At 53.6% G+C, this 25,308-nt stretch carries 22 protein-coding genes; 15 read left to right on the top strand and 7 right to left on the bottom strand.

Annotated features, from left to right (window positions below):
• The coding region (locus BMW31_RS04145) for a transposase (protein WP_143049145.1) at positions 1 to 234 on the top strand (234 nt) is incomplete at its 5' end.
• Between the two features lie 268 nt (positions 235 to 502).
• Here BMW31_RS04145 and BMW31_RS04140 read toward each other — a convergent pair.
• Positions 503 to 1,918: a site-specific integrase gene (locus tag BMW31_RS04140; protein ID WP_091821417.1), complete on the bottom strand. Its 1,416-nt coding sequence runs from the start codon at positions 1,916 to 1,918 to the stop codon at positions 503 to 505.
• Positions 1,919 to 2,287: 369 nt separating this feature from the next.
• On the opposite strand from BMW31_RS04140, the gene BMW31_RS04135 reads away from it, so the two are divergent.
• Together BMW31_RS04135 and BMW31_RS04130 are read left to right on the top strand one after the other, a co-directional pair.
• Positions 2,288 to 2,779, top strand: coding sequence for a radical SAM-associated putative lipoprotein (locus BMW31_RS04135; protein WP_177166266.1), 492 nt, complete (start codon positions 2,288 to 2,290; stop codon positions 2,777 to 2,779).
• Positions 2,776 to 3,843 carry a TIGR04133 family radical SAM/SPASM protein gene (locus tag BMW31_RS04130; RefSeq protein WP_091821411.1) on the top strand — a complete coding sequence of 356 codons (1,068 nt, stop codon included), beginning with the start codon at positions 2,776 to 2,778 and terminating at the stop codon, positions 3,841 to 3,843. Before BMW31_RS04135 ends, BMW31_RS04130 begins: the two co-directional genes overlap by 4 nt.
• Positions 3,844 to 4,310: 467 nt before the next feature.
• On the opposite strand, the gene BMW31_RS04125 is transcribed toward BMW31_RS04130, so the two are convergent.
• From BMW31_RS04125 to BMW31_RS04115, 3 genes are read right to left on the bottom strand one after another with little or no spacing between them, the layout of a single operon-like run.
• Positions 4,311 to 5,021: a sulfite exporter TauE/SafE family protein gene (locus tag BMW31_RS04125; protein ID WP_091821408.1), complete on the bottom strand. Its 711-nt coding sequence runs from the start codon at positions 5,019 to 5,021 to the stop codon at positions 4,311 to 4,313.
• A 3-nt stretch (positions 5,022 to 5,024) separates the two neighbouring features.
• Positions 5,025 to 6,074, bottom strand: coding sequence for a sensor histidine kinase (locus BMW31_RS04120; protein WP_091821405.1), 1,050 nt, complete (start codon positions 6,072 to 6,074; stop codon positions 5,025 to 5,027).
• Positions 6,059 to 6,736: a response regulator transcription factor gene (locus tag BMW31_RS04115; RefSeq protein ID WP_177166267.1), complete on the bottom strand. Its 678-nt coding sequence runs from the start codon at positions 6,734 to 6,736 to the stop codon at positions 6,059 to 6,061. The genes BMW31_RS04120 and BMW31_RS04115 overlap by 16 nt, the downstream gene beginning before the upstream one ends.
• Positions 6,737 to 7,019: 283 nt before the next feature.
• On the opposite strand from BMW31_RS04115, the gene BMW31_RS04110 reads away from it, so the two are divergent.
• The 3 genes from BMW31_RS04110 (at position 7,020) to BMW31_RS04100 (ending at position 11,423) form a co-directional block, all read left to right on the top strand.
• Entirely contained in the window at positions 7,020 to 9,092 is a 2,073-nt protein-coding gene (locus BMW31_RS04110; RefSeq protein WP_091821398.1) for an LTA synthase family protein, read from the top strand.
• 272 nt (positions 9,093 to 9,364) lie between these two features.
• The gene (locus tag BMW31_RS04105; protein ID WP_091821396.1) at positions 9,365 to 10,648 is read left to right on the top strand and encodes an O-acetylhomoserine aminocarboxypropyltransferase/cysteine synthase family protein; all 1,284 of its coding nucleotides are present in this window, start codon (positions 9,365 to 9,367) and stop codon (positions 10,646 to 10,648) included.
• Positions 10,649 to 10,718: 70 nt separating this feature from the next.
• Positions 10,719 to 11,423, top strand: a complete 705-nt coding sequence (locus tag BMW31_RS04100) for an HAD family hydrolase (RefSeq protein WP_091821393.1) — start codon at positions 10,719 to 10,721, stop codon at positions 11,421 to 11,423.
• Positions 11,424 to 11,916: 493 nt separating this feature from the next.
• Here BMW31_RS04100 and BMW31_RS04095 read toward each other — a convergent pair whose 3' ends face one another.
• A complete protein-coding gene (locus BMW31_RS04095) occupies positions 11,917 to 13,164 on the bottom strand; it encodes a carboxypeptidase-like regulatory domain-containing protein (protein WP_091821390.1) in 1,248 nt (415 codons plus the stop codon).
• Between the two features lie 372 nt (positions 13,165 to 13,536).
• On the opposite strand from BMW31_RS04095, the gene BMW31_RS04090 reads away from it, so the two are divergent.
• The 9 genes from BMW31_RS04090 to BMW31_RS04050 all read left to right on the top strand — a co-directional run bounded on the left by BMW31_RS04090 (position 13,537) and on the right by BMW31_RS04050 (position 23,222).
• A complete protein-coding gene (locus tag BMW31_RS04090) occupies positions 13,537 to 14,334 on the top strand; it encodes a polysaccharide biosynthesis/export family protein (protein WP_091821387.1) in 798 nt (265 codons plus the stop codon).
• Positions 14,335 to 14,349: 15 nt separating this feature from the next.
• Positions 14,350 to 16,746 carry a GumC family protein gene (locus BMW31_RS04085; protein ID WP_255404811.1) on the top strand — a complete coding sequence of 799 codons (2,397 nt, stop codon included), beginning with the start codon at positions 14,350 to 14,352 and terminating at the stop codon, positions 16,744 to 16,746.
• Position 16,747: 1 nt separating this feature from the next.
• A complete protein-coding gene (locus tag BMW31_RS04080) occupies positions 16,748 to 17,467 on the top strand; it encodes a tyrosine-protein phosphatase (RefSeq protein ID WP_091821384.1) in 720 nt (239 codons plus the stop codon).
• Between the two features lie 17 nt (positions 17,468 to 17,484).
• Positions 17,485 to 18,798 (top strand): oligosaccharide flippase family protein, encoded by a 1,314-nt coding sequence (locus BMW31_RS04075; protein WP_091821381.1) that lies wholly within the window; start codon positions 17,485 to 17,487, stop codon positions 18,796 to 18,798.
• Positions 18,799 to 18,898: 100 nt separating this feature from the next.
• Positions 18,899 to 19,987, top strand: coding sequence for an EpsG family protein (locus tag BMW31_RS04070; RefSeq protein WP_091821378.1), 1,089 nt, complete (start codon positions 18,899 to 18,901; stop codon positions 19,985 to 19,987).
• Positions 19,980 to 20,747 carry a glycosyltransferase family 2 protein gene (locus tag BMW31_RS04065; protein WP_177166265.1) on the top strand — a complete coding sequence of 256 codons (768 nt, stop codon included), beginning with the start codon at positions 19,980 to 19,982 and terminating at the stop codon, positions 20,745 to 20,747. The genes BMW31_RS04070 and BMW31_RS04065 overlap by 8 nt, the downstream gene beginning before the upstream one ends.
• Before the next feature lie 75 nt (positions 20,748 to 20,822).
• Positions 20,823 to 21,695 (top strand): alpha-1,2-fucosyltransferase, encoded by an 873-nt coding sequence (locus BMW31_RS04060; RefSeq protein ID WP_091821372.1) that lies wholly within the window; start codon positions 20,823 to 20,825, stop codon positions 21,693 to 21,695.
• A 40-nt stretch (positions 21,696 to 21,735) separates the two neighbouring features.
• Complete coding sequence (locus BMW31_RS04055) at positions 21,736 to 22,551, top strand: glycosyltransferase (protein ID WP_091821370.1); 816 nt, start codon at positions 21,736 to 21,738, stop codon at positions 22,549 to 22,551.
• 47 nt (positions 22,552 to 22,598) lie between these two features.
• Positions 22,599 to 23,222, top strand: a complete 624-nt coding sequence (locus tag BMW31_RS04050; protein ID WP_091821462.1) for a sugar transferase — start codon at positions 22,599 to 22,601, stop codon at positions 23,220 to 23,222.
• Here BMW31_RS04050 and BMW31_RS04045 read toward each other — a convergent pair.
• Together BMW31_RS04045 and BMW31_RS04040 are read right to left on the bottom strand one after the other, a co-directional pair.
• Entirely contained in the window at positions 23,219 to 23,689 is a 471-nt protein-coding gene (locus BMW31_RS04045; RefSeq protein WP_091821367.1) for a lipocalin-like domain-containing protein, read from the bottom strand. The two genes, BMW31_RS04050 and BMW31_RS04045, sit on opposite strands and share 4 nt — an antisense overlap.
• Positions 23,686 to 25,266, bottom strand: coding sequence for a capsule assembly Wzi family protein (locus tag BMW31_RS04040; RefSeq protein WP_091821364.1), 1,581 nt, complete (start codon positions 25,264 to 25,266; stop codon positions 23,686 to 23,688). The genes BMW31_RS04045 and BMW31_RS04040 overlap by 4 nt, the downstream gene beginning before the upstream one ends.
• Between the last annotated feature and the right edge of the window lie 42 nt (positions 25,267 to 25,308).

The following is a 25,308-nucleotide window of genomic DNA, read 5'->3' as shown; positions in this document are numbered from 1 at the left end:
ACCGCGGCCATTCGCAAGATGATCTACACCACCAATGCCGTTGAGGGATACCACCGCCAGGTGCGTAAAATCACGAAGACTAAGGGTGTCTTTCCTACCAATCATGCGCTGTACAAACTTGTCTATCTTGCCTATCGTAATATCCGCAAGAAATGGACCATGCCGCTGGCAAACTGGGGACAGACGGCGCAACAATTGGCCATAAAATTTGGAGACCGTTTCAAGATTATGTAACTTTGTGCTGTTGCGGGCCCCTCGTTGTCGAAACGCGATTAAAAATCGCGTCCCGCCGACCGAGGTTAAAGCCTAACGGAAAAGGCGCACTGACACAGTTGAGTTGACTACCCCTTTTATATTGGAATTATTTATATTTGCGTCTTTACCCACTTCTATCATTTGGCTATTACTGCTCGTGAAATTGGTAACGTTTCCTTTTGCCGTTTTATTTTGAGCCCCGTTTGATGTTGTCTTACATTCCATAGCTTTATCTATTAAATGTTGATTATATGGTTTTATTCTCTTTCAGTTCTTCTTTCTCGGCAACTTTGGCGGCTATCCGCTTCGCCTGCTCACGTGTTCCTACCCTTATATAGTGTTCAAATACTCGTTCACTCTGATGCCCGCTGAGGCTCATCAATTCGCGTGTATCAAACAAACCTGTCTTATAGGCGTTGGTAAGGCCGCTGCGCCTTGCAGTGTGAGATGTTATCAACTCATATTTGGGTCTTATTACTTTCCCGGCTGCATTGCGCTCAAAGAGAGGGCTACCATTGTGCATTTCCGCATATTCTTGCAAATGCCTCAACTGGTCAGCTTCGTTTCTGATTAGCTTTTTACCTTCTTTCGACTTGGCGAGAAGTCGCTTGTAATTTTCCTCCGATCGTCTCTCCGCATAAGTAAGAACCGTTACTTGTTTTTCTCTCAAAGAGGGAACCAACTTGGCCAAATCGCAGAGAACTTCTTTAATGTACCGATTTATCTGCTGACCGCTGACCGTTGGAAAATCAAAGTTATAATCATTGCATATCTTAACGGCTCTCTCATCTACTATCGGCACCTCTACATAGGTTCCCGTCTTTTGCTGCGTCAGTCTAAGGATAAGTAAATCACTATCTCTGATAAAATTATCCTTACCCAAGAAGCCGTAATCACTGAAACGCTGGCAGCTTACACAGCCAATGAAAAACAAATCCCTCACCAGCTTCTTCTTTCCGACCAATGGCATCCTGTATAGTGCATCCAGTTCCTCATCCGTCATATATGTTTCCGTTCTCTTCTCACTGCCACTGACTGCTCTCTCGTGCCACACACGCAAAGAAACTGCATTACTATTCCTGCCCTCTTCCGCTGCCCGGTTACAGAGTTTGCGGAAGCAGATAACATACTTGTTTACCGTGCTCGCCATCATTCCCCTACGCTCGAGATATGCAGAAAACTTGTCAGCAAACGGTTTGGTCACATCGTCAAAGGTCACAGCCTCATCATCATGGAGATATGCTTTCAACAATTCGAGAAACTGTCCCCATATTCTTATGCTACTTTTGCTGTATGACTTATCCTTATGTTTGATGCTTCCATCTGCAATGCCATTGATAAAATAGTCACAGAAGCCAATCAAAGAACGTTCTCTCCTTTTCTCTGCTGCTTTCACTGCCCGATATTGTTCTCCAAATACTATATCTCGCACGGCATCATCTACTGCCTGCTTGTCATTCAGCACATCATTTGACAGGCTGTTGAGCATGTCGCGCACGCGTTCTATCTTACTTACGACCTTTTCTCCTTCAGATGTTTTCCAATCAGGAATAGATACTTCTATGTGCGTGTTGAGCCAGGTATTCACGCCCTTAATCGTGAGCCTCATGTACAGCGGGGCATACCCTTTTGTCTTGGTCGTTCGTAAAAACAACTTTGCCATTATTCTTTTATTTTTTAATCCAAAACAAAGATAGCATTTTTGGAACGGTTTTGGAACGAAAGCAACTATATTGATGAAGTGTCAAGAAATGTAATAAAACAAACAACAGTCACAAGATATCGATTATTAGTTATATACAAGTTTAATCGCATTTCTCTACATTTCATACGGTGGTCGAGTCCCACCCTCCACCCTTTATCAAGAAATCCCGCAAGCTTAAAAGCTTGCGGGACTTTTTGTGTCTGCCACTGTCAAGCTTCTCTACTATAAAAAACAAAAATTTTGGTTTCTACATGCAAGGTTTCTAATCTCCAACAGTTGAATAAGCAAAAGAAGCCACAAAGAGCCTTATTATGTACTATGCGTAAGATGAAAAAAGAAGTAAACATTACACAGAAGTTGCGGCAGGTTATCAATTCTGCAATGTCCGCAATCTTGGTTGCACTGGGATTTGCTTCCTGCAGCGACTCTCCTTGGGGCGGTGCTGTGGAACTCTATGGCACTCCTACATCCTCCTATCATGTAAAAGGACTTGTAACCGACGAGTCGGGGCAGCCTGTCAAAGGCATTAAAGTCAGTGTCAAGCCCGACTACAGCAAAGCTATTCTGCCTGCCATAGACTCTGCCTACACCGACTCCAAGGGTCAGTATGTCACACAGAAGAATTATGGACCAGGGTCCCCCATGTTTAGCAGGATGATTGTCATTGAAGACGCAGACGGCGAGGCCAATGGAGGAGCATTCCAGAATGACACACTCCGCGAGAAAGATGTTGAACTGAAGAAAGTTGCAGAAGGCCATGGCGCGTGGAACGAGGGGGAGTTTGAAATCACTGCCAACGCCAAACTCAAGAAGAAATGATAAACCTCAAGAAGCGAGTAGCTTTGGAGGCAGCCCGCATCATCAGGCATAATGTCACCGCAGAACATCCGCTCAGGCATCTGTTCTGGGAGTGCACGCTCCGCTGCAACCTACATTGCCGGCACTGCGGAAGCGACTGCAGACAGGCATCGGCCACACCCGACATGCCCGCAGCTGATTTTCTACGCGTTCTCGACGAAGTTGCAGCCCGCACAAACCCGAACAACGTGTTCGTCATCATCACAGGAGGAGAGCCTCTCATGAGGCCCGACCTGGCCGAATGTGGCCGGGCCATTCACGACAAAGGCTTCCCCTGGGGTATGGTAACCAATGCGCTTGCACTCACGCCGGAACGCTACCGGCAACTGCTGGCTGCCGGATTAGGCTCTGTTACCGTAAGTTTAGACGGTTTAGAAGAAAGCCATAACTGGATGAGAGGTAACGAACACAGCTTTGGGCGGGTAGCACAAGCCATTGAGATGATGACAGCCACGCCGGGCCTGACATACGACGTGCTGACCTGCGTGAACCAACGCAACTACCGGGAGCTGCCCGCCATCCGCTCGTTCCTCGTCGGCAAAGGCGTCGGAAGATGGCGTGTGGTGACCGTATTCCCTGTAGGCAGAGCAGCCAAAGACCCGGAAATGAGATTAGAAGATACCCAGTTCCGCGGCGTATTCGAATTCATCAAAGAGACCCGCCAGCAGGCACAAATTCATGCCAGCTATGGGTGCGAGGGATTCCTCGGCAATTATGAGGGGCAGGTACGCGACCATTTCTATTTCTGCCACGCCGGCATCACCGTGGGTTCCGTACTCTGCGACGGTTCCATCTCGGCCTGTGCAAGCATCCGACCCGACTATCATCAGGGCAACATCTACCGCGACAACTTCATGGATGTATGGGAGCGCCGCTTCCAGGTGTACCGCAACAGGGCATGGGCACGGCAGGGCGAATGTGCCGAATGCAGCATGTTCCGCTACTGCGAGGGTGGAGGCATGCACCTGCACGACGAAACGGGCAGGTTGCTCTTTTGCCATTACCACCGCCTAACAGAAACCTGAAGCCGGCGCAGACCGACAGAAACAACAGGACAAGAACATACCGGCACCCTGCGTCAGCATTTCTATGATTTGATTTAGCCCTCCTCTGGTATGATGCACTTTACGTGCATACAGCGAATTTGCGTTAGACCGAAAACAGGCATGTTGGCAGCCACGGTGCAGGAGCTATGCTTCAAGACGCTTGAAGCATAGCTTCAACGTCCTTGAACGATACCTTCAAGGATGCTGAACCATAGCTCCAGCAACACAAGAGGATGAAGAACACGGAGCATATTGATACACAAGGGGTTACAGAAGCTGTCTTCTCTGGGCAAAGTAAGCCGGAAAAACGCCGGCATGTTAGCCTTTCTCAACGAACACGCCGGCAGCTGCAACCTGCCGCCTGGCTACACAAACAGGCCACTCATCTATCCAAGCCGGGGCTACCTATGCGCTGTGGAGTTCCTTTTTCGTCGAACTCGCACTTATCAAGTCATGATGAAAAGCCACAGCGAGATGGCTATCATCATGCCGGCTACTATGCATTGATAGATTTTCTTGTGCACATATCGAATGAGATGTATGGCCACGAAGTTGCCTGCCATCATGGCACAGCCGATAAAAAGTCCGTTAAGAAAGATGTGCCAGTCCATCAGGTCGAACTTTCCATAGGTTATAGCCTTAACGATGTGCATAGCTGCAGCCGCCGTAGCCTCGCTGGCGATGTAGGCAACAGGAGCGAGGTCGAGCGTCAGGAACACGGCACTGCTCAACGGACCGGATATGCCCAACAGCCCGTTAACAAGTCCCGTCAGGCTTCCACCGACCAACATTGTGCGGTGGCCTGACGGCAAATGCAGCTTTCCACGTAGCTTCATAATGGAAAAGATGATAAGGAAAACGCACAGCAAGCGCGTCATGAGCGCCTTGTCTATCAAGCTGAAGCCGAAAGCACCGAGTGCCGTAAAAGGCAAGGCCGGGATGAGAAACCACATCACTTGCCGCCAGTGAATCTCGCGCCAACCCATAGCTGCACGGGAGAGGTTGCTCATCAACTGGGCAATAGTAGAGACGGGCACAGCTATCTCCACCCCATAGAAGTAGGTGATAACCGGCAACAACACCATTCCACCGCCAAAGCCAACGGAGCCTGACAGTGTTCCGGCCACCAGACCCACAATAATGAGCGTAAGATACATGGCTTAAAACTTTACGGTAAACACATGCTGCCCGTCTGCATAGTAATAGCCGGCCTGCCAATGGTGATAATCACAGATTGACTTCACGATGGCAAGGCCCAATCCATTGCCTTTCTGGGTTCCTTTTGTACGGAAGAAGCGGGAGAAAACGTGGTGGGCATCCAGCGCGGGTTCGTTAGATGTGTTGGCAACTGACAGCTGTCCGTCTGTTACGGTAACAGCTATCTTGCCTCTGGCATAGTTATGCCGGACGGCATTCACTACAAGATTTGTTATCAGACTCTCCAAGAGAGTTTCATTGCACCGCAGTTTCAGGCTGGGCTGTGCGAACGTTGCAGTGACCACAATGCTGCCGGCAAGGCTTTCAAGGCGGGGGAGCAGGTCCTTCATCTTTAGGCAGAGGTCAACTTCCGACTGTGTACTGAACTGATTGTTCTCTATCTTCGACAACAGCAACAGGCTGCGACTGAGGTTGCTCATGTGGCGCAGTTCCTGATAGATTTCATGCAGTTCCTGAGCCTGATACGGCGTAAGGCTCTCGTCTTGCAGCATGTTGTCTATCTTGTTCTGTACGATGGCTATCGGCGTTTGCAGCTCATGGGAAGCATCCTCCGTAAACTCTTTCTGCACCTGATAGCTCTTTACGCTGGTCTCCATGATGCGGTTCAGCGTTGAATTGAGCTGGCTGAACTCATGTACGCCTGTTGTCTCGGGCAAAACTGTCATGCCCCGCTCCACTTTAAAACCTTTAATCTGCTCAAGAGTTTGATGGAACGGGCGCCAGAGTCGGCGAGGAACGAGCTGTGCTACAAGCAGGATAACAGAAAGCAAGCCTCCAAGAATAACGAAAAACTGGATAAACATGCCGGCCATTACGTCTTCTTCGAGGTCTAAGTCCGGGTCTTTAATGCCGTAACTGCGCACTACATCCAGTAAATCTTCTGCGTAGAAGCGCGTCGTAAGATAATATAAAAAAGGTGTGGCAAGCACCTGGATGACGAATAACCCAACGATAAGCCTCGTCATCAATTGCCGTGTCAGGGTTCTTTCCATTTGTATCCCGTCCCGTAAACGGTCTTGATTACGTCTCTTACGCCTTCTTTGGCGAGTTTAGACTTGAGGTTCTTGATGTGTGAATAGATAAAATCGTAGCTGTCGAGCATGTCTGCCATTTCGCCCGTAAGATGTTCGGCAATGGCAGCTTTGGAGATAATACGGTCGCGATTGCTGATGAAGAAAAGCAGCAGTTCGTACTCCGAACGGGTGAGTTCCAGCTGAGTTTTGCCGACACTGACCGTCTTTTCAAGCAAATTTATTTCAATATTGCCCGAATGAATCACGTTACTTGCCGAGAATTCCTTACGCCTTATGAGCGCATATACACGCATGGCGAGCTCCGGCAAGGCAAAAGGCTTGGGCAAATAATCGTCTGCCCCAATCTCCAAACCTCGCAGACGGTCGTCGAGCGAGTCCTTGGCAGAGATGATGATGACACCTACCCCGTTCTGTTTTCGGCGGATGGAGCCGAGTATTTCCAGCCCATTGCCACCCGGCAGCATCAGGTCAAGCAGGATGCAGTCGTAGCCATACACCCCAACTTTCATCATGGCATCATCGAAGTCGAAAGCCTGCTCACACAGATAGTGCTGCCTTTCCAGATATGTCTTGATGCTGTCGGAAAGCTGACGTTCATCTTCTATAATCAAAACCTTCACATTCTTCATAACGACTCCCACCATATTTTATTATACAATACTATCAATACAACCAACGGTTATCGCAAATTCCACAACGATTTCACATAGACAGGCATCCCATACCATAAATATTCCCGCCCACATTGCCCGGAGAACGAACTCAAAGATTATTCCTCTGCCAAGACGCAACAAACTTACAGACCGATTCTGTAGAAATACTGGATGTGTTAGAGAATACTGTCAAAATTCAAAATGTCTACAGATTTGAACGGTATCTTTGCGTCCAAAAACAAAAAGAAATATGGATAAAGGCACGAAAGCGGATTACAGAAATCCTCTCTTCATCATTATGTGCAGGTTCCTGAAGCTCTATGTAGCAGTAGGTTTCTTGCTCAGAATCGTGTTGATGCAAATGACACCCGGCGATGCTTCATTCAACTTGGCAGCCGTTGTTCGGCTTCTGAGCGTTGGCCTTTTGTCCGATTTGGGTATGGGTATTTTGCTTTTCATGCCCCTCCAGATACTTTATCTGGGACTGAATGAATGGAAATACAATAAGATAGCAGGATGGCTGATAGAAGCTCTGTTAGTAGCAGGACTGGTCTATACGCTCTGCTTCCACTCTGTCTTCGATGAATACGGAGGCGGCGCGCCCAAAATAGCCAAGTTGTTCTTAGGCTGGAAGCTCTTGAGTTTTACGCTCCGTTTTCGTCTCCCGAGCATACGCAACGCGTGGCGGCGTGTTTCTCTTTATGCCGCATGGGGCATCTACGTGTTCCTCTTTCTCTGTGTAACGGTGGGCGAGATATTCTTCTGGCAGGAGTTTGGCGTACGTTATAACTTCATTGCCGTTGACTATCTGGTCTACACACACGAGGTTATCGGCAATATCATGGAGTCCTATGCGATTATTCCCATCCTTATCCTGGCGCTCCTCGTTACTGCAGGCATCATACTGTGGGACTCCCGCAAGAGACGTTTCCGTCTCACAGGCCTCTATACCCCCCGTTTGCTTGCCGTTCATTTAGCCATTTATGCCGCTTTTGCAGTCTGTGCAGCCCTGATACTCTGGGGAACACACTCCCTGCAGAGTGACAATCAGTATGTCACACAGCTCGAACAGAACGGCGCCTACGACTTCTGCATCGCTTTTCAAAGTAACAAGCTGGAGTACGACAGGTTCTACCCGATGCTGCCCAAGCCACAGGCAGTGGCTCTGTATCGCCAGGAAGCCGGCCTGAATGCCAGCGGTTACAAGAACATTGGCGACAGTCTGGGAGCCAACCGGCCTAACATCATACTCATAACCGTAGAAAGTCTAAGCGCCGACTTTCTGACCAGATACGGAAACAGCCAGCACCTAACGCCCGAACTCGACCGACTGATACCGAAAAGTCTTGTCTTCGACCGTCTCTACGCTGCCGGCAACCGCACGGTACGCGGACTGGAAGCCTTATCGCTCTGCATTCCGCCAAGCGCAGGCGAGAGCATCATCAAGCGCAAACAGAACCGCATGGGCAACCTGTCGGTAGGTGCAGTGCTCCGTAAGCTCGGCTACCGCACGCAGTTTTTGTACGGTGGCGACAGCTATTTCGACAATATGGGCGACTTCTTCGCCCACAACGGCTACGAAGTCATTGACCGTAAGGATATTGCATCCAATGACATTACCTTTGCAAATATATGGGGCGTGTGTGACGAAGATCTCTTCCGCAAGAGTCTCAGCGTGTTCGATGCCGATGCAAAAAGCAGCAAACCCTTCTTTGCTCAAATCATGACGACCAGCAATCACCGCCCTTACACCTATCCCGACGGCCGCATCCACACGGACGGAGAGCCCAACACGCGTGAAGCTGCCGTGCGTTATACCGACTATGCCATAGGTCGCTTCGTCCGTGAAGCAGCGAGCAAGCCCTGGTTTGCCAACACCGCAGTCATCATCATCGCCGACCACTGTGCCTCAAGCGCCGGAAAAACATCGCTGCCCATCCATCGCTACCACATTCCTTGCCTCATCTATGCACCACGACTGGTAAAACCAGCATATATAAATAAGGTGTGTTCGCAGATAGATGTCATGCCAACACTTCTTTCCTTGCTTCATCTGAGCTGCAAGGTGAGCTTCAGCGGGCAAGATGTACTTGCCCCAACCTTCCGTCCCCGAGCCTTTATGGCAACCTACCAGGACCTGGGATACTATGATTCCAATCGCCTCACGGTGCTCTCACCCGTACGCTCCGTCCGCCAGTTTGCCGTCCGTCCGCTCCCTGACGGCACATCCGACGAGCAGCCTGTCAGCCATCCCGACCCCACGCTGGTACGCAAGGCCCAGGCCAACTACCAATACGTGAACCTTTACCTCAACGCCAAGTAAACCTCATAGCGAAGAGGCTGGGGAAACAACAGCCACTACACATTTTTCCGCTCCCACCGACCAATTCCTTGTACAATCGCTTGCATATCTCGAAAAAAAGTGCGAATATTGCACAACTTTTGTACATACATTGGCCTGAACCTTCCTGTTTGGCCACCATCAAGTGGCCAACGGTCAATCACATGTGCAACTTTTTGAGTACAAGTATTTAAACTTTTGCCAACGGCTTAACATGCCTTTGGCGTACACATACAACAAGGAACAACCGAAAGATGAAAAAGAAACTGAAACCCTCGACCCTTTGCGTCAAGGCGGGTTGGGAACCCAAGAACGGAGAACCTGTGGAGCTGCCGATTGTACAGAGCACAACATTCAAGTACGACAATAGCGAGGAGATGGCCATGCTCTTCGACCTGAAGAAAGACGGATACTTCTACACCCGCCTGCAGAACCCCACCAACGATGCCGTAGCCCGCAAGATTGCCGCCTTGGAGGGCGGTGTGGGCGCCATGCTCACCTCCAGCGGCCAGGCTGCCAACTTCTACGCCGTGTTCAACATCTGCGAGGCGGGCGACCATATCGTGTCCTCCAACGAGATTTACGGCGGCACCTTCAACCTCTTCGGCGTAACGATGAAGAAGCTGGGCATTGAGTGCACCTTCGTTAATCCAGAGGCCCCGGACGACGAGATACAGCAGGCTTTCCGCCCGAACACGAAGGTGATGTTCGGCGAAACCATCTCGAACCCCGGCTGCAACGTGCTCGACATCGAGAAGTTTGCCCGCATAGCCCACCGCAACGGCGTGCCCCTGATAGTAGACAACACCTTTGCAACACCCATCAACTGCCGTCCCTTTGAGTGGGGATGCGACATCGTGACCCACTCCACCACCAAGTACATGGACGGCCACGCCACTTCAGTGGGCGGAGCGGTGGTAGACAGCGGCAACTTTAGCTGGGAGCAGCACGCCGGCAAGTATCCCGGGCTCTGCACGCCCGACGCCTCCTACCACGGTCTTACGTACACCAAGAGCTTCGGCCGCATGGCTTACATGACCAAACTCGTGGCCCAGCTCATGCGCGATCTTGGCAGCATACAGAGCCCACAGAATGCTTTTCTGCTCAACCTCGGCCTCGAGAGCCTGCATCTGCGCATGGCCCAACACTGCCGAAACGCCCAGCGCGTAGCCGAGTTCTTACATAACGACCCGCGCGTGGCATGGGTTCACTACAGCGGACTTACCGACGACCGCAACTACGAGCGCGCCCGCAAGTACCTGCCCAATGGAAGTTGCGGCGTGATAGCCTTCGGACTGAAGGGCAACCGCGACACCGCCATCAAGTGGATGGACTCACTCGAACTCATCAACATCGTGACCCACGTGGCCGACAGCCGCACCTGCGTGCTCCATCCAGCCAGCCACACCCACCGCCAGCTTACCGACGACCAGCTGCGCCAGGCCGGCATAGCCCCCGACCTCATCCGCCTGTCCGTGGGCGTTGAGGATTGCGACGACATTTTAGACGACATCAAACAGGCGCTGGACAAGATTTGAACGGCGCCCCTGCACCCAAAAGCCAAAGCCACTCCATGCGGCTTTGGCTTTTCCCGATTCACAGCAACACATGATAAAGACCAACGACATTAAACTGATAGCCTTCGACGCCGACGACACCCTGTGGGACTGCCAGTCGCACTTCGAGCAAGTACAGCGCTCGTACGAGCACATTCTCTCGCCTTACGCAACCGCAGAAGAGGTTGACAAGGCGCTCTTTGAAACCGAAACGGCCAACATGCCCCTCCTGGGCTACGGCTGCAAGGCCTTTACACTCTCGCTTGTAGAGAATGCGGTGAGAGTGAGCAAGGAGCAGATAGCGGCCTCCGACCTGTTGCGCATTACGCAACTGGGCAAGTTGCTGCTCCAGATTCCGGCCACGCCCCTGCCCGGAGTAGACGCCTGCCTGCGCACCATACGCCAGGCAGACAGGTACAGCATGGTTGTTTTTACTAAGGGAGAGCTGCTTGACCAGGAGCATAAGCTCATGCGGTCGGGCCTGCGCAACAGGTTCGACGACGTGGTTATCGTGTCCGACAAGTCGCCCGAAGCCTACCAGCAGCTGTGCCGCCGGTTCGGCGTAGGCATGGACCAGCTGCTCATGGTGGGCAATTCCTTCAAGTCGGATATCGAGCCCGTGCTCCTGCTGGGCGGCTATGCAGTGCACATACCCTTCCATGTGCAGTGGCAGCACGAGGTTACGGCCGAGTACGCCCACCCTCATCTGGCGCGTATCCAGCACTTCGGCGAGCTGGCTGAGGTACTCGGCATTTAGCCCGGAACAATGCCGGCCGGCGGCAGAAAGCATCAGTATTTATTTTTACAACACCCCTCGCGTAGCGGCCGTATTTGCAACCGGGCGTTCACCCCGTTGCAAATACGCGCCAAAAACGGCATCCTTTAAGTAACTGGCTATCAGCATCTTGCTTCCGGGAGCACGGAAACGGGCTGCCCGAAGGGCTGCATCAAGGCCGCAAAAGCATGCTTTCGGTGCCGCCAGAGGCGCCTTTCGGGCTCCTTGAAGCTATGCTTCAGGCGCGCCGGAGATATGCTTCGGGCAGCCTGAAGCATAACCTCAAGCCCGCGAATGATGACAAACGGGCTCCCGGAAGCATGTTTGCATCTTTCTCGTTATCTGTTTCGGCCGAAAACGCTGCACTGTTTTTCGGCATAAATTCCTTACATTCCGGCTTCACAGAGACAGGCAGCAAAGGGCCGTTGCGCCACCAGTCAGTGCGGCCATCACGCCGTCCGGCCATCCGGCAGCATCACTCCCGCAGTTTCTTTTTCAGTTTGTTGATGGCGTGCTCCAGGCTCTCCGTGGGCTCAATGATGTTGTCGTGGCCCCAGAACTGCGGGTCGTCGAACAGTTCCACCTTGTCGTAAAGCGACTCGTGTGGGCGGAAGCTGCTCTTGCCCCGTATGCGGTGAACGCGGTCGGGGGCTGCCCGGTCGGTGACAACCATCTCCGACGTGACCGTGTAACCGGAGTGGAAGAGGCGGCGCTTCCAGTCGCAGTTGAAGCGCGAGGTGCTGCGCACGTAGCTGATGCGGCTCACGCCGTCTTCGAGCGAGTAGTTTACAACGAGCGAGAGCTGGCGCGGCTTGAACCTCACTCCGGCCGGTTTGCTGACCAGCATCACGGCCGTGGCCCGGGTTCTGTCGGTCATGTCGAGGTCCATCTCCACGCGCGAGAACGACAGGGTCTCGCGGTCTATGTACACCTTGGCTATGTAGAGGGCGCCGTTGAGCATCTTGCGGGGGCGCATGAGCACAACCACCTGCGGGCGGTCGCCCGTCTTCTCGGGCGGTGCCAGCAAGAAGTCGTACAGCCGGAGCGTCTCCTCGCTGAAGAGATAGTCAATGTTCTTGGCCACGTCTATGTACACCGGCAGCGTTGGTCCGCCCACCATCTTGGCTCCAAGGGTATCGGTCTTGCGCGTGCTGATGAGCCTCCGGGCCTTGTCTATGCTCACACGGTCGGCATAAACGTCGCGGGTGTACTCCGTCTTGTACATGTTGACCACGGCCTCTGCCACGTAGATGCAGCGGCGCCCGCGCTCGGTGGTCTCGCGGTAGAAGCCGCGGAACAGCTCGGGTACGCTGCTGTAGTTGGCGGGTATCTTGCCGATGGCGCTGCGCAGTATCTTCTCCGCATCGCCCGAAGCCACCACCACCTCCGAGAGCTGGATGGTTCCGGGCTGCATGCGTATGTTCAGCCGCTGGCCCTCGGCACCCACCTTGCAGCGCGTGGTCTGATAACCCACGTGGGTGAGCACCAGCTGCGAGGGGCGGACAGGCGTCTTGAGCACGAACTCACCGTCGGCATTGGAGACGATGGAGACATGCTGCCCCGCCACGGCAATGGCCACGTAGGGCAGGCGGCGGCCCGTCTCGGCATCAGAAACGGTGCCCTGATAAGTGTAATAGGTGTTCTGTGAGCCGGCAAGTGCGCTCACCATCAGTGCCAGCAACAACAGAGTGGCACGGCAAAGGGTATCGGTCAGTTTAGTCATGGCAGGTTCCTCCCTTCCTTTGTTTTATGCTGTAAATATAATAAAATAATCGTAAAGTAATGGCAAAAAGCCGTTTATTTTTTCCCGACAGGCCACTGTTGGGCCGCAAAGCTGCCTAAAATCAAGAAAAAATGCCTACTTTTGCAACAAAATAGATAAAATGCAGTTTTAATATTGGAATGGGGAAACCATTCAACAGACTATAACGAACATCTGCGGGTCTGCATGTCAACCGGCATGCTGACCTACATGCGGAGGATTCCGAAGAGTTTCGACCTTGCTTGCCCACACCTTCTGATTTTGCTGCTTGCATTGGGAGGAAGAGAGGTCGTACACGCACGGAAGCCTCCGGCAGGATAAAACAAACGGACAATGAACATCAGAAATCTCGCTATTGCATCCTTACTGGCCCTGGGTATCGTATCCTGCGCCCCTCCGCAGAAGATAACCTACTTCGGCGGACTGCAGCAGGGCGAAATCCGCACGATGGCAGAGAACGCGGAAATCAGGCTCAAGCCGCAGGACAAAGTAACCATTGTAGTAAAGAGCAAGGACCCTGTATTGAGCAATCTCTTCAACTTACCCATCACTCAACAGATTGTTGGCTACACCGAACAGCAAGCTCTCATGCAGAGTAACTACTCTGCCGCCTACACCATTGACGGCGAGGGAAACATCGACTTCCCCATTGTGGGCAGCCTGCACGTGGCCGGCATGACGCGCAACGAGGTGGGACAGGCCATCAAGTCGGTGCTGCTGGGCAAGCAGTACCTCAAGGACGCCGTGGTTACTGTTGAGTATGCCAACCTCCGCCTCTCCGTTCTGGGCGAGGTGAAGGACCCGGGGCAGTTCGTCATCGACCGTGACAAGTTTACCATTCTCGACGCACTGAGCAAGGCCGGCGACATGACCATCTACGGCCGCAGGGACAGCGTAACCGTTCTGCGCGACTTCGGCGACCGGCAGTATGCCTACAAGGTGGACCTCTCGAGCGACAGCCTGTTCCGCTCGCCGGCCTACTACCTGCAGCAGAACGACATCGTCTACGTGTCGCCCAACAACTACCGGCAGCGCCAGGCCACCGTAAACGGCAACCAGCTCACGTCGGCCTCCTTCTGGCTTTCACTCATTTCGGTGCTCACCACGGTAGGAGTTTTATTGTTCAAATAACGCTAAGACACGCTCATGGTATTAAAGGAATATGACAATACGACGGCGCCGGACATGGGCACCGTGAGGTTCAAGGAGTTCGTGTCGCTGTGCATGGAGAAATGGAAGTGGTTTGTCGCCTCGGTGCTGGTGTGCATGCTGCTGGCCGTACTGTTCCTGCTCCGAACCGCTCCGCAATATACGCGCTCGGCAGCAGTGCTGATAAAGGAGGAAGACAACGCCGCCTCATCGGTCTCGAGCGAACTGGGAGCATTCTCGGGCATGGGACTCTTCAATGCCGTTTCAAACGTTTACAACGAGCAACTGGCGCTGCAGTCGCCCTCGGTCATGCTCAAGGTGGTGCGCAGGCTGCACCTCGACTACGCTTACAGACAGCGTCAGGGCCTGCGCAACGTGGAACTCTACGGCCGCACACTGCCCGTCAGCGTGCTTGTTCCTGCCCTGACCGATGACGACAGGCTCCGCTTCACCCTCACGGTGAAGGCCGACGGCAGCCTCACCATTGCCGACATCAGGAAGAACAAGGAACATATCGGCGGCTCGTTTACGGGCCGCCTGGGCGCCGTTGTCAAGACTCCGGCCGGCAGCATGATGGTTTCGGCCACGCCTTACTTTGCCAAACTCATGGGCAAAGACGAGGAGCTGACCGTCAAGGTTAACAGAGCTGCACCCATAGACTGCACCGAGGAGCTGATGAATAAGTTCACCGCATCGGTTGCGGACGAAAATGCGTCGGTCATCAACCTCGACATCAAGGATGCTTCCATTGAGCGGGCAGAGGACATTCTCAATGCAGTCATAGCCGCGTATCAGGAAGACTGGGTGAAAGACAAGAACAACGTGGCGCTCAGCACATCAAAGTTTATTGACGAGCGGCTGAAGTCCATCTCCCTCGAACTGGGCAATGTAGACAACGACATATCAGCCTACAAGAGCAAGAACCTGATTCCCGACGTGGCTGAGGCAGCCAAGATGCACATGGAAAACGCCAACCAGGCCGACCAGAGCAAGTTGCTGCTCAACAACCAGCTGTACACCGCGACCTATCTGCGCAACTATCTGCAGAACAACAGCAGGCATAACCAGCTGCTGCCGGCCAACGTAACCGAGGGCAACAAGGCGCTGGAAGCCCAGATAGCGGAGTATAACACCAAGCAGCTGGAACGCAACAAGCTCGTTGAAAACAGCAGTACGGCCAATCCACTGGTTGAAGACCTGGACTTGCAGCTCAAGAGCATGCGCCAGTCGATACTGGCCACGGTGAATAATGACATCCGTCGGCTCAACATACAGATAGGAGGATTCGCGGCAAACCAAAGCAAGAACACTGCTGAAATTGCCTCCAGCCCCGCACAGGCCAAGCATCTGCTCTCCGTGGAGCGGCAACAGAAGGTGAAAGAGTCGCTCTACATCTACCTTCTTCAGAAGCGGGAAGAGAACCAACTCTCACAGGCATTCACCGCCTACAATACCCGCATCATCACGCCTCCTATGGGAAAGCTGGAACCCACGTCGCCCCGCAAGGGCATCACGCTGCTCGTTGCGCTGCTCATGGGCCTCATCCTGCCCATCGTCATCATCTATCTGCGCGAGCTGCTCAACACCACCGTGCAGGGCAAGAAGGATTTGGAGAAACTCTCCATACCGTTCATAGGCGAGATTCCACTGACTCCCAGCAAGGCCAAAGGCAAGGACTTGGCGCCGGGCCGCATCCTCGTGCAGCCCAAGAAGCGCAACATGATAAACGAGGCTTTCCGTGTTGTGCGCACCAATGTGGAGTTCATGGCCAGCAGCAACAACCAGGCAAAGGTCTTCATGGTTACCTCCGTTAACCCCGGCAGCGGCAAGACATTCGTCTCCATCAACCTTGCAGCCGTGTTTGCCCTCAAAGGCAAGCGCGTAGCCTTGCTTGACACAGACATCCGCAAAGCCTCGCTCAGCGAGTACGTGGGCATGCCCCACGACGGCATTTCGACCTACCTGGCCGGTCAGAGCAATGACTGGCGGAAACTCATCGTACACCATGACGACTGCCCCGACCTCGACATCATCCCCGGAGGAGCCATTCCGCCCAACCCGACAGAGCTCCTTGGCAACGGCAGACTGCAGCAACTGGTCGGTGAACTGAAGCAGGAATACGACCTGGTGCTGATGGACTGTGCCCCGGTTGACATCGTTGCCGACACCAACATCATAGCCGGCATGGCCGACATGACGGTGTTCATCGTGCGCAGCGGCCTGCTGGAACGCGACATGCTGCCCGTTATCGAAGAGTTCTACACACAGAAGAAGCTCAAGAACATGGGCCTCATCCTCAACGGGAGCAAGGTTGTAAGCGGCAAATACGGCTACAGCCGCCATGGCTACGGATACGGCTATGGCTACGGAAGCTACGCCAAGGAGGACGAATAGGATGTGGCCGTTCAGCAGTAAGGTTACCATCAAGGACAGCGGACTCCTGCAGGGGTTCACCGATTACCACTGTCATTTGCTGCCGGGGGTGGACGATGGCGTGCAGAAAACAGACGAAACGCTCCGCATACTCCAGCTGTGGGAGAGCTTGGGCGTGGCATCCGTGTGGCTCACACCGCACATCATGGACGACATTCCCAACGACCCGGCCGACTTGCAACAGCGGTTCGACAACCTGCTCGCACACTACAAGGGGCACATCCGGCTCCACTTGGCAGCCGAAAACATGATGGACGACCTCTTTGCCAGCCGCCGCAAGCAGCTCAACCTGCTGGCTTTAGGCGAAAGCGGAAACCACCTTCTGGTAGAGACTTCCTACTTCAATCCGCCCTACGGAATGGCAGACATCCTGCACGACGTAAAGCGCATGGGCTTCTTCCCGGTGCTGGCACACCCCGAACGGTACCAGTACATGAACATCGGCGACTACGAGAAGCTCAAGCACAACGGCATTCTCTTCCAGCTGAACCTCCCATCCATCGTGGGTGCTTATGGCAAAGCCGTGCAGCGCAAGGCCGAAATGCTCCTCGACAAAGGCTTCTACGACCTCTGCGGTACCGATACCCACGGCCTGAGGTTTTACAACTACTTCCTCTCGCAGCCTATAGCTAAGCAGCGTATCGGCAAGATTGGCAGGATAATAGCAGGCCAACACCTCTGAAGCTGCTCCCTACCAGGATGAAAATCATCAATCACTTACTCGCCCAATACCGGCATTCCGACATCGCGAAGAGGATGGCCAGCGGCGCCATCTGGTCGTTTACGGGCACTGCCACGGCCAAGTTTGTCGTCATGCTGGCGGGCATCATCTGCGCCAACATACTCGGAAAGGAAGACTTCGGCAAGTTAGGCATCATCCGTTCAACCATCAACATGTTCATTGTTCTGGGCTCCGTAGGACTGGGAGTTACATCAACAAAGTACATATCGCAGTACCGCAACGGCGCCAAAGAGCAGATACCGTACATCTACAGCCTAACCAACACCTTTGCCACGGCATCGGGCATGGTGGTTACCCTCCTCATTCTGCTTTCTGCCCACGCCATAGCAACGGGCATACTCAAGGACCCGCAGCTCACCGCACCCATTCGTCTGGGTGCCGTACTGTTGTTTTTCTCCATCATCAACGGGGCGCAGAACGGTGCGCTCATGGGCTTCGAGAACTTCAGGGGCATAGCCTTCGGCACCCTTGCAGGCAGCATCTGCGAAGCCGTTTTCATGACTCTTGGCGCTTACTACTACGGGGTGAGCGGCGCCATACTGGGCTTTAGCATCGGGTTCATAGTCGTTTATCTATGCAACAGGCACTTTATCAGCCAGGACTTCAGGCACTTGGGACTTCGGCACACCTGGCACCGCATCCACCGAAAGGATTTGGGCATCATCTTCTCCTACAGTCTGCCCGCGGCCCTGTCGGCTTTGATGATAGCCCCAACGTTCTGGCTGCTCCGCTCGATGATAGTAAGGCACGACGGATTTGGCGAACTCGCCGTCTTTGAAGCTGCCGACCAATGGAAGGTAATGATACTTTTTGTGCCCACGGCCATCAGTCAGATAGCCCTGCCCATACTCTCGAGCCTCACTGCCGATGGCGACAAGTTCCGCCAGACGCTACGTGCCAACTGTCTGCTCATAGGCGCCGTGACGGCCGTGGCGGCCACTCTGGTGTGCCTGTTGAGCAATTCTATCATGTCGTTTTATGGCAGGGCGTTCGCTGATAACGTGCCGCTCGTCATCCTCTCCATCTCAACCGTCTTCTCGGCCGTAGCCAACATACTCGAAATGTCGATGTACAGCCTGGCCAGGATGTGGACAAGTTTCGCCTTCAACGTGATATGGGCGGCCATGACCATCATCGTTTCCTGGCTCCTGCTGGGGCAAGGCATGGGTGCAAGAGCCATAGCCATGGGCATTCTTGTAGCCTACATATTCAACTGCATCTTTCAGTTTGCCTACCTGAGCCGCATGGCCGGAAAGCTGCCTGCACCCTGACGGCAAAAGCACACCTACAGAGCACAAAAACAAGAGCTATGCTTCAAGCCCGCCGAAGGTATGCTTCAAGGCGCTTGAAGGATACATTTAAGAACGTTGAATGATACCTATCATATTTCTTGTCATCACCATCATTGAAGTCATACTGCTCTCCAGCCTGATTTCAAACCACAAGGAAAGGAACAGAGTGGCCCTTATTCTGTTCACGGTCCAGTTCTTTGTCTTCTTTGCTTTCAGGGACAGCAACGTCTTAGCCGATACTCACACGTACGCATATTTCTTCAACAGGATAAACGACCACCTTCCTTTTTACCACATCAAGCCGCACGAGAGGCTGGAATCCGGTTATGTCATCTATCAGCAATTTATCCATCGGTATATCTCTTCCAGCTTTCTGGTCTTCAATATCATCAACACCGCCATCGTACTCACAGCCATCATGCTGTTTTTGTACAGGAATTCTTCCAGAATGATGGTGTCCTTATTTCTGCTGGTTGCAACCCTGCAGGTTTACTACCAGTTCATAGCCATACGCCAGGGTATAGCGATGAGCATCCTTCTGCTGTCACATCCGCTGTTGGAGAAGAGGAGGTTTCTGCTTTATTCCCTGGCCGTTTTGATAGCCTACACTTTCCATTTCTCGGCTTTGCTGATGGTACTTTTCATTCTGTTTTACAAGTATCCGCGCCAAAACAAGCGGATTAAATACCTTGCAATAGGCGGGGCCGTAGTGCTGTTTGTTTCTTTGCAGGCTATACTCACCTTTTATTACAGGGGAGCGGCAGATACGGTTTATCTGGATAAATCGGCAGAGAAAGGGTTCTTCTCGGCCGTGGGCATCTTCAATACTGCCAACGCCTTGGTTCTTTACGTCTATTCCAATTACCTCAAGAAGCACCTGCAAATAGATAATGAAGAGGTGAGGCAAGAGAGCAACACGCTGAGTTTGGTGTGCCTCCTGAACCTGATTGTGGCCTTGCTTTCCATCAGGATGTTTGTATTTAGCAGATTTTCCATTTATCTGTTGCCCTATATCATTGCCTATATCTCCAACTTATACGGAACGGGGAGCAAGATACAAGGCAAATATAACGCGCTGGCCGCATTGTATCTGGTCGCTTCTTACATCTTCTATGTACTGTACCGCCCCGAATGGATTGGGCTCGAAACGTACCACTTCTATGGCTGACGCTCCTCTGTTCTCCATCATCATCCCCACCTACAATAACCTGCAGCTGTTCTGCCAGGCCTTGCAGTCGGTGCGCAGGCAGACTGTACAGGACTATGAGGTGATAGTTGTGGACGATTCTACCGACAACGCAATAGAGGAGTTTGTACGTCAGAACCCGCTGCCGCAGCTACGCTACCACCACAACGTGCCGCCCCGAGGAGCCGTAAGCAACTGGAACTACGGCCTGTCGCTGACCGGCGGGCAGTACGTTATCCTGCTGCACCACGACGAGGCGTTTGAGTCGCCCCGCCATCTGCAGTGCCTCCGCGAGCTGATGGACGGCGGAACGGAGGTTGCCGTTACGGGAGTGAAAGTCAGCAAAGGGGGCTGTACCGTTGCCAAAAGGCACAACGCCCTGCGCCGGCTGCTGCTCTCACGGCCGGCCTCGCTGCTGTGCTGCAACTATATAGGCCCGTGCGCCTGCCTCTGCTTTGCACGGCGGTGTCTCCAACAGTTCGACAGCAGGCTGCTGTGGCTTGTGGATGCAGAGTGGTACTATCGCCTTCTGGCTAAAAGGAAGACGGTGTTCGAGCCCCGTCTGTACGTTCTCTCATTCCATGAACACGCAGACAAGATAACCAACCGGATAAACATCACCAAGGCCTACTCGCAGGACTACACGACATTAAGGAGCAAATATAGGGGCCGGCCGGGTGCCTCGTTCTTTCTTATAATGAGCAGGCTGTACATGTGGCTGCATGCTGTAAGCCACCGGTAATAGTGGAGCACTTGCCGCGCATTAGGCAGCCTGCGCCGCTGCAAGCGGCAACTTTGGAACACGGAACAAAGAAACATGCGCATTGTTAAAATCATAGGAGGGCTTGGGAACCAGATGTTTCAGTACGCGCTGGCACTCTCCTTGCAGCACAGGTTTGAGGACGAAGAGGTAAAACTCGACCTGCACTGCTTCCGTGGTTATAGGAAACACTACGGCTTCGAGCTGCCCCGCATCTTCAATGTCAGGTATGCAGCGGCCTCGCTGTGCGAAATCGCCCGCGTTGCTTACCCCTACCCCAACTACCTGAGCTGGAAGGCAGGCCACAGACTGCTGCCCGCGCGCAGGACAATGCTGGTGGAGCAGGCCGACATGAAGCCTGTAGACGACCTCTTCGACCGCACCTCCATCGGTTACTACGACGGCTACTGGCAGCACGAGAGCTACTTCAGCGCCATCGGCGAGAGGGTGAGAGCGGCGTTCGCCTTTCCCGACTTAACCGACGAGCGCAACCGAGCCGTGCTGCAAACCGTTACGACCGGCAACAGTGTGGGCATACACGTGCGCCGCGGCGACTATCTTACCGACCCGCTGTTTCGCGGCACCTGTCCGGCCGGCTATTACGACCGGGCCATCCACCTGACCGAGGCACGCGTGAACCCCGACGTGTACGTGGTTTTTTCCAACGACATGGCATGGTGCCGCCAATACTTTGCAACGATAAGAGAAAGGAAGAAGGTGCTGTTTGTTGACTGGAACCGGGGGCAAGAGAGCTACCGCGACATGCAGCTGATGAGCCTATGCCGGCACCAGATAATTGCCAACTCGTCGTTCTCCTGGTGGGCTGCATGGCTCAACCCGTATGCCGGCAAAACCGTGATAGGCCCTGCTAAATGGATGAACCTGGAGGGAGCCAGCTCGCCAATGTGCGCCGACTGGCTGCAAGTATAACCTGCCCGCTCCGACCGTTAACTGCAATCACTACCCGAGAATGACTGAATTTGCTGTCCTGCTGGCAGTCTACGCCAAGGAGAAACCTGAATACATGCGCCAGTGCTTCGACAGTATCTACACGCAGACACTGGCACCCAAGGAGGTTGTGCTGGTGGAGGACGGAAGGCTGACGCCTGCTCTCTACGAGCTGGTGCACCGCCTGCAGGCCGAACACGGCAACCTGCGGGTGGTTTCCTACAACGTGAACAGGGGGCTGGGCTATGCACTCAACGAGGGACTGAGGCACTGCACGTGCGACCTCGTGGCCCGAATGGACACCGACGACATCAGCAAGCCCGAGCGTTTCAGGCTGCAGGTGCAGTACATGGAGCGGCATCCGGAGGTGGCTGTGGTGGGTTCCTGGATTGATGAATTCATCAACCGCCCCTCGAACATCAAGTCTACACGCAAGGTGCCCGAGCAGAACGAGGAGATTAAGCGGTTCGCTCGCAGCCGCAACCCCGTGAACCACCCCTCCTGCATGCTGCGCAAGAGCGCCGTGGAGACTGTGGGCGGCTACCGCACGCAGCCCTACTTCGAGGACTACGACCTGTGGGTGCGGCTGCTGCTGGCAGGCTACAGGCTGCACAACCTGCAGCAGTCGCTGCTCTGCTTCCGCCAGTCGGAACAGATGTTCAGCCGCCGCGGCGGGCTGAAATACAGCTGTGCGGAGATACGTTTCCAGCTGCACATCCACCGGATGGGGTTCATCAGTCTCGGCCGGGCCGTGGGTAACGTGTGCATCAGGTTCGGTTTGCGCCTCGTTCCAAATGTAATCAGACGTGTTATTTACTTAAAACTTCTTAGAAAGTAATGCCGTCCGGACACTAAAAACAGCAAGTTGTCGTTAAAAAAAATATGATGACAAACGAGACAACGTATATTCCCGACGGGATGACCGAGATAGAAAGAAACGTGAAACGCATTGTAGACATGCTCTTAGCCGCCATCGGCATGGTGCTTCTCTCGCCCCTCTTCGCTATTTGCTACATTGCCGTGAAGCGCGAAGACGGCGGCCCGGCCATCTTTAAGCAGGAACGCATAGGGCGCTTCGGCAGGCCGTTCTTCATCTACAAGTTCCGCAGCATGAAGCCGGGAGCTGAGGATGGGAGACCGGAACTCTACACGGAGGGCGACGAACGGCTGACCAAGGTGGGCAGATTTCTGCGTGACCACCATCTCGACGAGCTGCCGCAACTGTGGAATGTCTTTAAGGGCGACATGGCTTTCATCGGTCCGCGCCCGGAGCGCAAGTACTTCATTGACCTCATCATGCAGCACGACCCGCGTTACGAATACCTCTACCAGATACGGCCGGGCGTTACATCGTATGCCACGCTGCACAACGGCTACACCGACACCATGGACAAGATGCTCACCCGACTGGAGATGGATTTGTACTATTTAGCGCATCGCTCCTGGTTTCTCGATGCCAAGATTCTTGCAGAAACCATTCTGAATATCCTCTTCGGAAAGAAGTTTTAGAACTTGGTAAAATAGAGTTTTACCAGCTGGTTCTTTAGTATCATCTTTCCATCGCTCAACTTTTCCACCTCAAATCTTTCTTCCAAGGCGTTAATACCGTAGTGGCTGAGTTCCTGCGGGTCAGTTACCTTGCGGTCGCCCTCGCCGCTCTCGCGGTCGTACATGTAGGGTTGGCTTACTTCGAGCATGCCACCCGAGTGGCTGAAGCGCAGCAGGTAGATGTTGTAACCACCGTCGTAGTCGCTCATCTCCAGCAGTTTGCCCTCGAACATCCAGAAGATTCGGTTCTCTGACACGTCTTTCTGCTGCCCGTTTTGCAGCGAGTCTACCCGTTCCAGGTGCCAATAACCGTACACATCGCCCGATCCCAGCGAGTTTACATCGACGCTGCAGGAACTCAACGAGGCTGCCAACGCGAGCATAACCGTGAAAAACAACATCCTGAGAGGCTTCATTTCTTTCTTCATCTCTTAAACAGTCCGTATTTTGTCAGCGTGAACTGCACGCCGTAGTTGTCGCCCAAAATCTCGCCGAAGTCGGCTCCCGCGGCTCCCTTGACCATCCAGTTGCCCCACTTGGGCAGCGAGAAGCGGTAGTGCATCTCGGCCATCAGGCTCACGTTGTGCTGCCTGTGGGTAAACGGGCGATCGTAGTCGCCCCATCCGTTCTGGTAAGTTGCCAGCATGCGGTAGCCCATGTTGCGGTACGGATGGCCCGAGAAGCCCACGTGCCAGGCCACAAAACGGTTGTTCTCTACCAGGATTAGGCCGTCCGTATTATATATAGGAGAGCGGTAGAGCGGATTTCCCATCACCTGCCCCCAGTGCATGTAGCCGTTGTACCACCAGTGGTTGTAGTAGCTGTCGCGGCCTCCAATGTGGTCGCTGATGGTGGGCGTGCGGTCGTGATAAACCGGTCCGCTCTGGTACTTGGTCGTAATGAACTCAAAGACGGCATTGTCCAGCCAGCGGTAACGCGGCAATCGCAGCTCCGCACCCACCATGAAATCACGCAGACCGTAGGACACGTAGCGCCTGTCTTTTTTCGTATTCCACTCTTCGCCGGTGCCATAGCCGTCGTAATCGAGGAAGAGCATCTGCGAGTGATCTTCGAAGTAATGGTCGCCATAGAGGCTGAAGCCCCAACTGGGACAGTCCCAGTTGAAGCGTACCACATAGCTTCCCAACTGGTTACCCTCAACATTTTGGTACGTGGTCTCGCCAACTCCCGCGCCTCCTGGTAAGAAGGCATCCCAGTAAGAGCGCAATCCATGGGGCGCCTGGGTAACGGTAAGGTTGCCGTTCTCATCGTACGCGTGGCGCGTTCCACCGAACTGCGACACCATCTCCAGCCCCATCTCGAACGAGAAAGGGTACTCCTGCCGTCGGTTCTCTATCTTCAGATAGCCTGCCTTGCTGTGGTAGAGCGCTCCCGTGGCGTAAGGAGCCTTGCTGGTGCGCGTAAATTCCGTCTTCCAGCTGTTGTCCGTGAACTTTCCATAGGCTATGTGGCCTTTTACGTGCAGCCATCCGTAGAGCAGGGGGAGCGTCCAGTATTCCGGCAAAGCGAGCCTCACCTGCGGCACGGGGCGTGCATTGATGCCCAGAGTCTGTGCTCCGCTGCTCAAGCTGTTGTTCTTCAGCTCCATCGGATACTCCTTGCTGCCCACGGTGAGCAGGCCGTGAAGCCAGCGCAACTCACCGTACGCCTGCTGCACTATGGGCTTGCTGGTATAGTGCCAGGCGCCGGCCACGTCGAGCCCGTAGCCTATCGCCCACCTGCGGGCAGAGTCTACGGACAGCGGCCGGATAACTGCCGCCCGCAAATAGCCGTTTGTTTTCTCCAGTGAACTTAGCCCGTACTTGTTGGCATTGAGCCATAAGGGAGTCTTGCCTTTCGACACCGAGCCCTGCATCTCCACGCGGTATTCCAGCCCCTTGGCAAGCTCAGGCTTGCCCGGAGCCGTGTTGTTCTTCCAATAATATTGTGCATGAAGCTCTGTCAGTGCAAGAAACAAAGCCATGATGACGGATATTCTCTTCATTCCTCTTCATTATTCCTACTTATAACGGCGTATTGTGATGAT

The organism is Prevotella sp. kh1p2 (genome assembly GCF_900111525.1).
Taxonomy (GTDB): Bacteria; Bacteroidota; Bacteroidia; order Bacteroidales; family Bacteroidaceae; genus Prevotella.
The sequence above is the reverse complement of the archived record's forward strand: the minus strand, read 5'-3'. Positions and strand labels throughout refer to the sequence as shown.

Coding starts and splice junctions, on each gene's coding strand:
- BMW31_RS04140 (WP_091821417.1), bottom strand. CDS start 1,918: ATGGCAAAGTTGTTTTTACGAACGACCAAGACAAAAGGGTATGCCCCG.
- BMW31_RS04135 (WP_177166266.1), top strand. CDS start 2,288: ATGAAAAAAGAAGTAAACATTACACAGAAGTTGCGGCAGGTTATCAAT.
- BMW31_RS04130 (WP_091821411.1), top strand. CDS start 2,776: ATGATAAACCTCAAGAAGCGAGTAGCTTTGGAGGCAGCCCGCATCATC.
- BMW31_RS04125 (WP_091821408.1), bottom strand. CDS start 5,021: ATGTATCTTACGCTCATTATTGTGGGTCTGGTGGCCGGAACACTGTCA.
- BMW31_RS04120 (WP_091821405.1), bottom strand. CDS start 6,074: ATGGAAAGAACCCTGACACGGCAATTGATGACGAGGCTTATCGTTGGG.
- BMW31_RS04110 (WP_091821398.1), top strand. CDS start 7,020: ATGGATAAAGGCACGAAAGCGGATTACAGAAATCCTCTCTTCATCATT.
- BMW31_RS04105 (WP_091821396.1), top strand. CDS start 9,365: ATGAAAAAGAAACTGAAACCCTCGACCCTTTGCGTCAAGGCGGGTTGG.
- BMW31_RS04100 (WP_091821393.1), top strand. CDS start 10,719: ATGATAAAGACCAACGACATTAAACTGATAGCCTTCGACGCCGACGAC.
- BMW31_RS04095 (WP_091821390.1), bottom strand. CDS start 13,164: ATGACTAAACTGACCGATACCCTTTGCCGTGCCACTCTGTTGTTGCTG.
- BMW31_RS04090 (WP_091821387.1), top strand. CDS start 13,537: ATGAACATCAGAAATCTCGCTATTGCATCCTTACTGGCCCTGGGTATC.
- BMW31_RS04085 (WP_255404811.1), top strand. CDS start 14,350: ATGGTATTAAAGGAATATGACAATACGACGGCGCCGGACATGGGCACC.
- BMW31_RS04080 (WP_091821384.1), top strand. CDS start 16,748: ATGTGGCCGTTCAGCAGTAAGGTTACCATCAAGGACAGCGGACTCCTG.
- BMW31_RS04075 (WP_091821381.1), top strand. CDS start 17,485: ATGAAAATCATCAATCACTTACTCGCCCAATACCGGCATTCCGACATC.
- BMW31_RS04070 (WP_091821378.1), top strand. CDS start 18,899: ATGATACCTATCATATTTCTTGTCATCACCATCATTGAAGTCATACTG.
- BMW31_RS04065 (WP_177166265.1), top strand. CDS start 19,980: ATGGCTGACGCTCCTCTGTTCTCCATCATCATCCCCACCTACAATAAC.
- BMW31_RS04060 (WP_091821372.1), top strand. CDS start 20,823: ATGCGCATTGTTAAAATCATAGGAGGGCTTGGGAACCAGATGTTTCAG.
- BMW31_RS04055 (WP_091821370.1), top strand. CDS start 21,736: ATGACTGAATTTGCTGTCCTGCTGGCAGTCTACGCCAAGGAGAAACCT.
- BMW31_RS04050 (WP_091821462.1), top strand. CDS start 22,599: ATGACAAACGAGACAACGTATATTCCCGACGGGATGACCGAGATAGAA.
- BMW31_RS04045 (WP_091821367.1), bottom strand. CDS start 23,689: ATGAAGAAAGAAATGAAGCCTCTCAGGATGTTGTTTTTCACGGTTATG.
- BMW31_RS04040 (WP_091821364.1), bottom strand. CDS start 25,266: ATGAAGAGAATATCCGTCATCATGGCTTTGTTTCTTGCACTGACAGAG.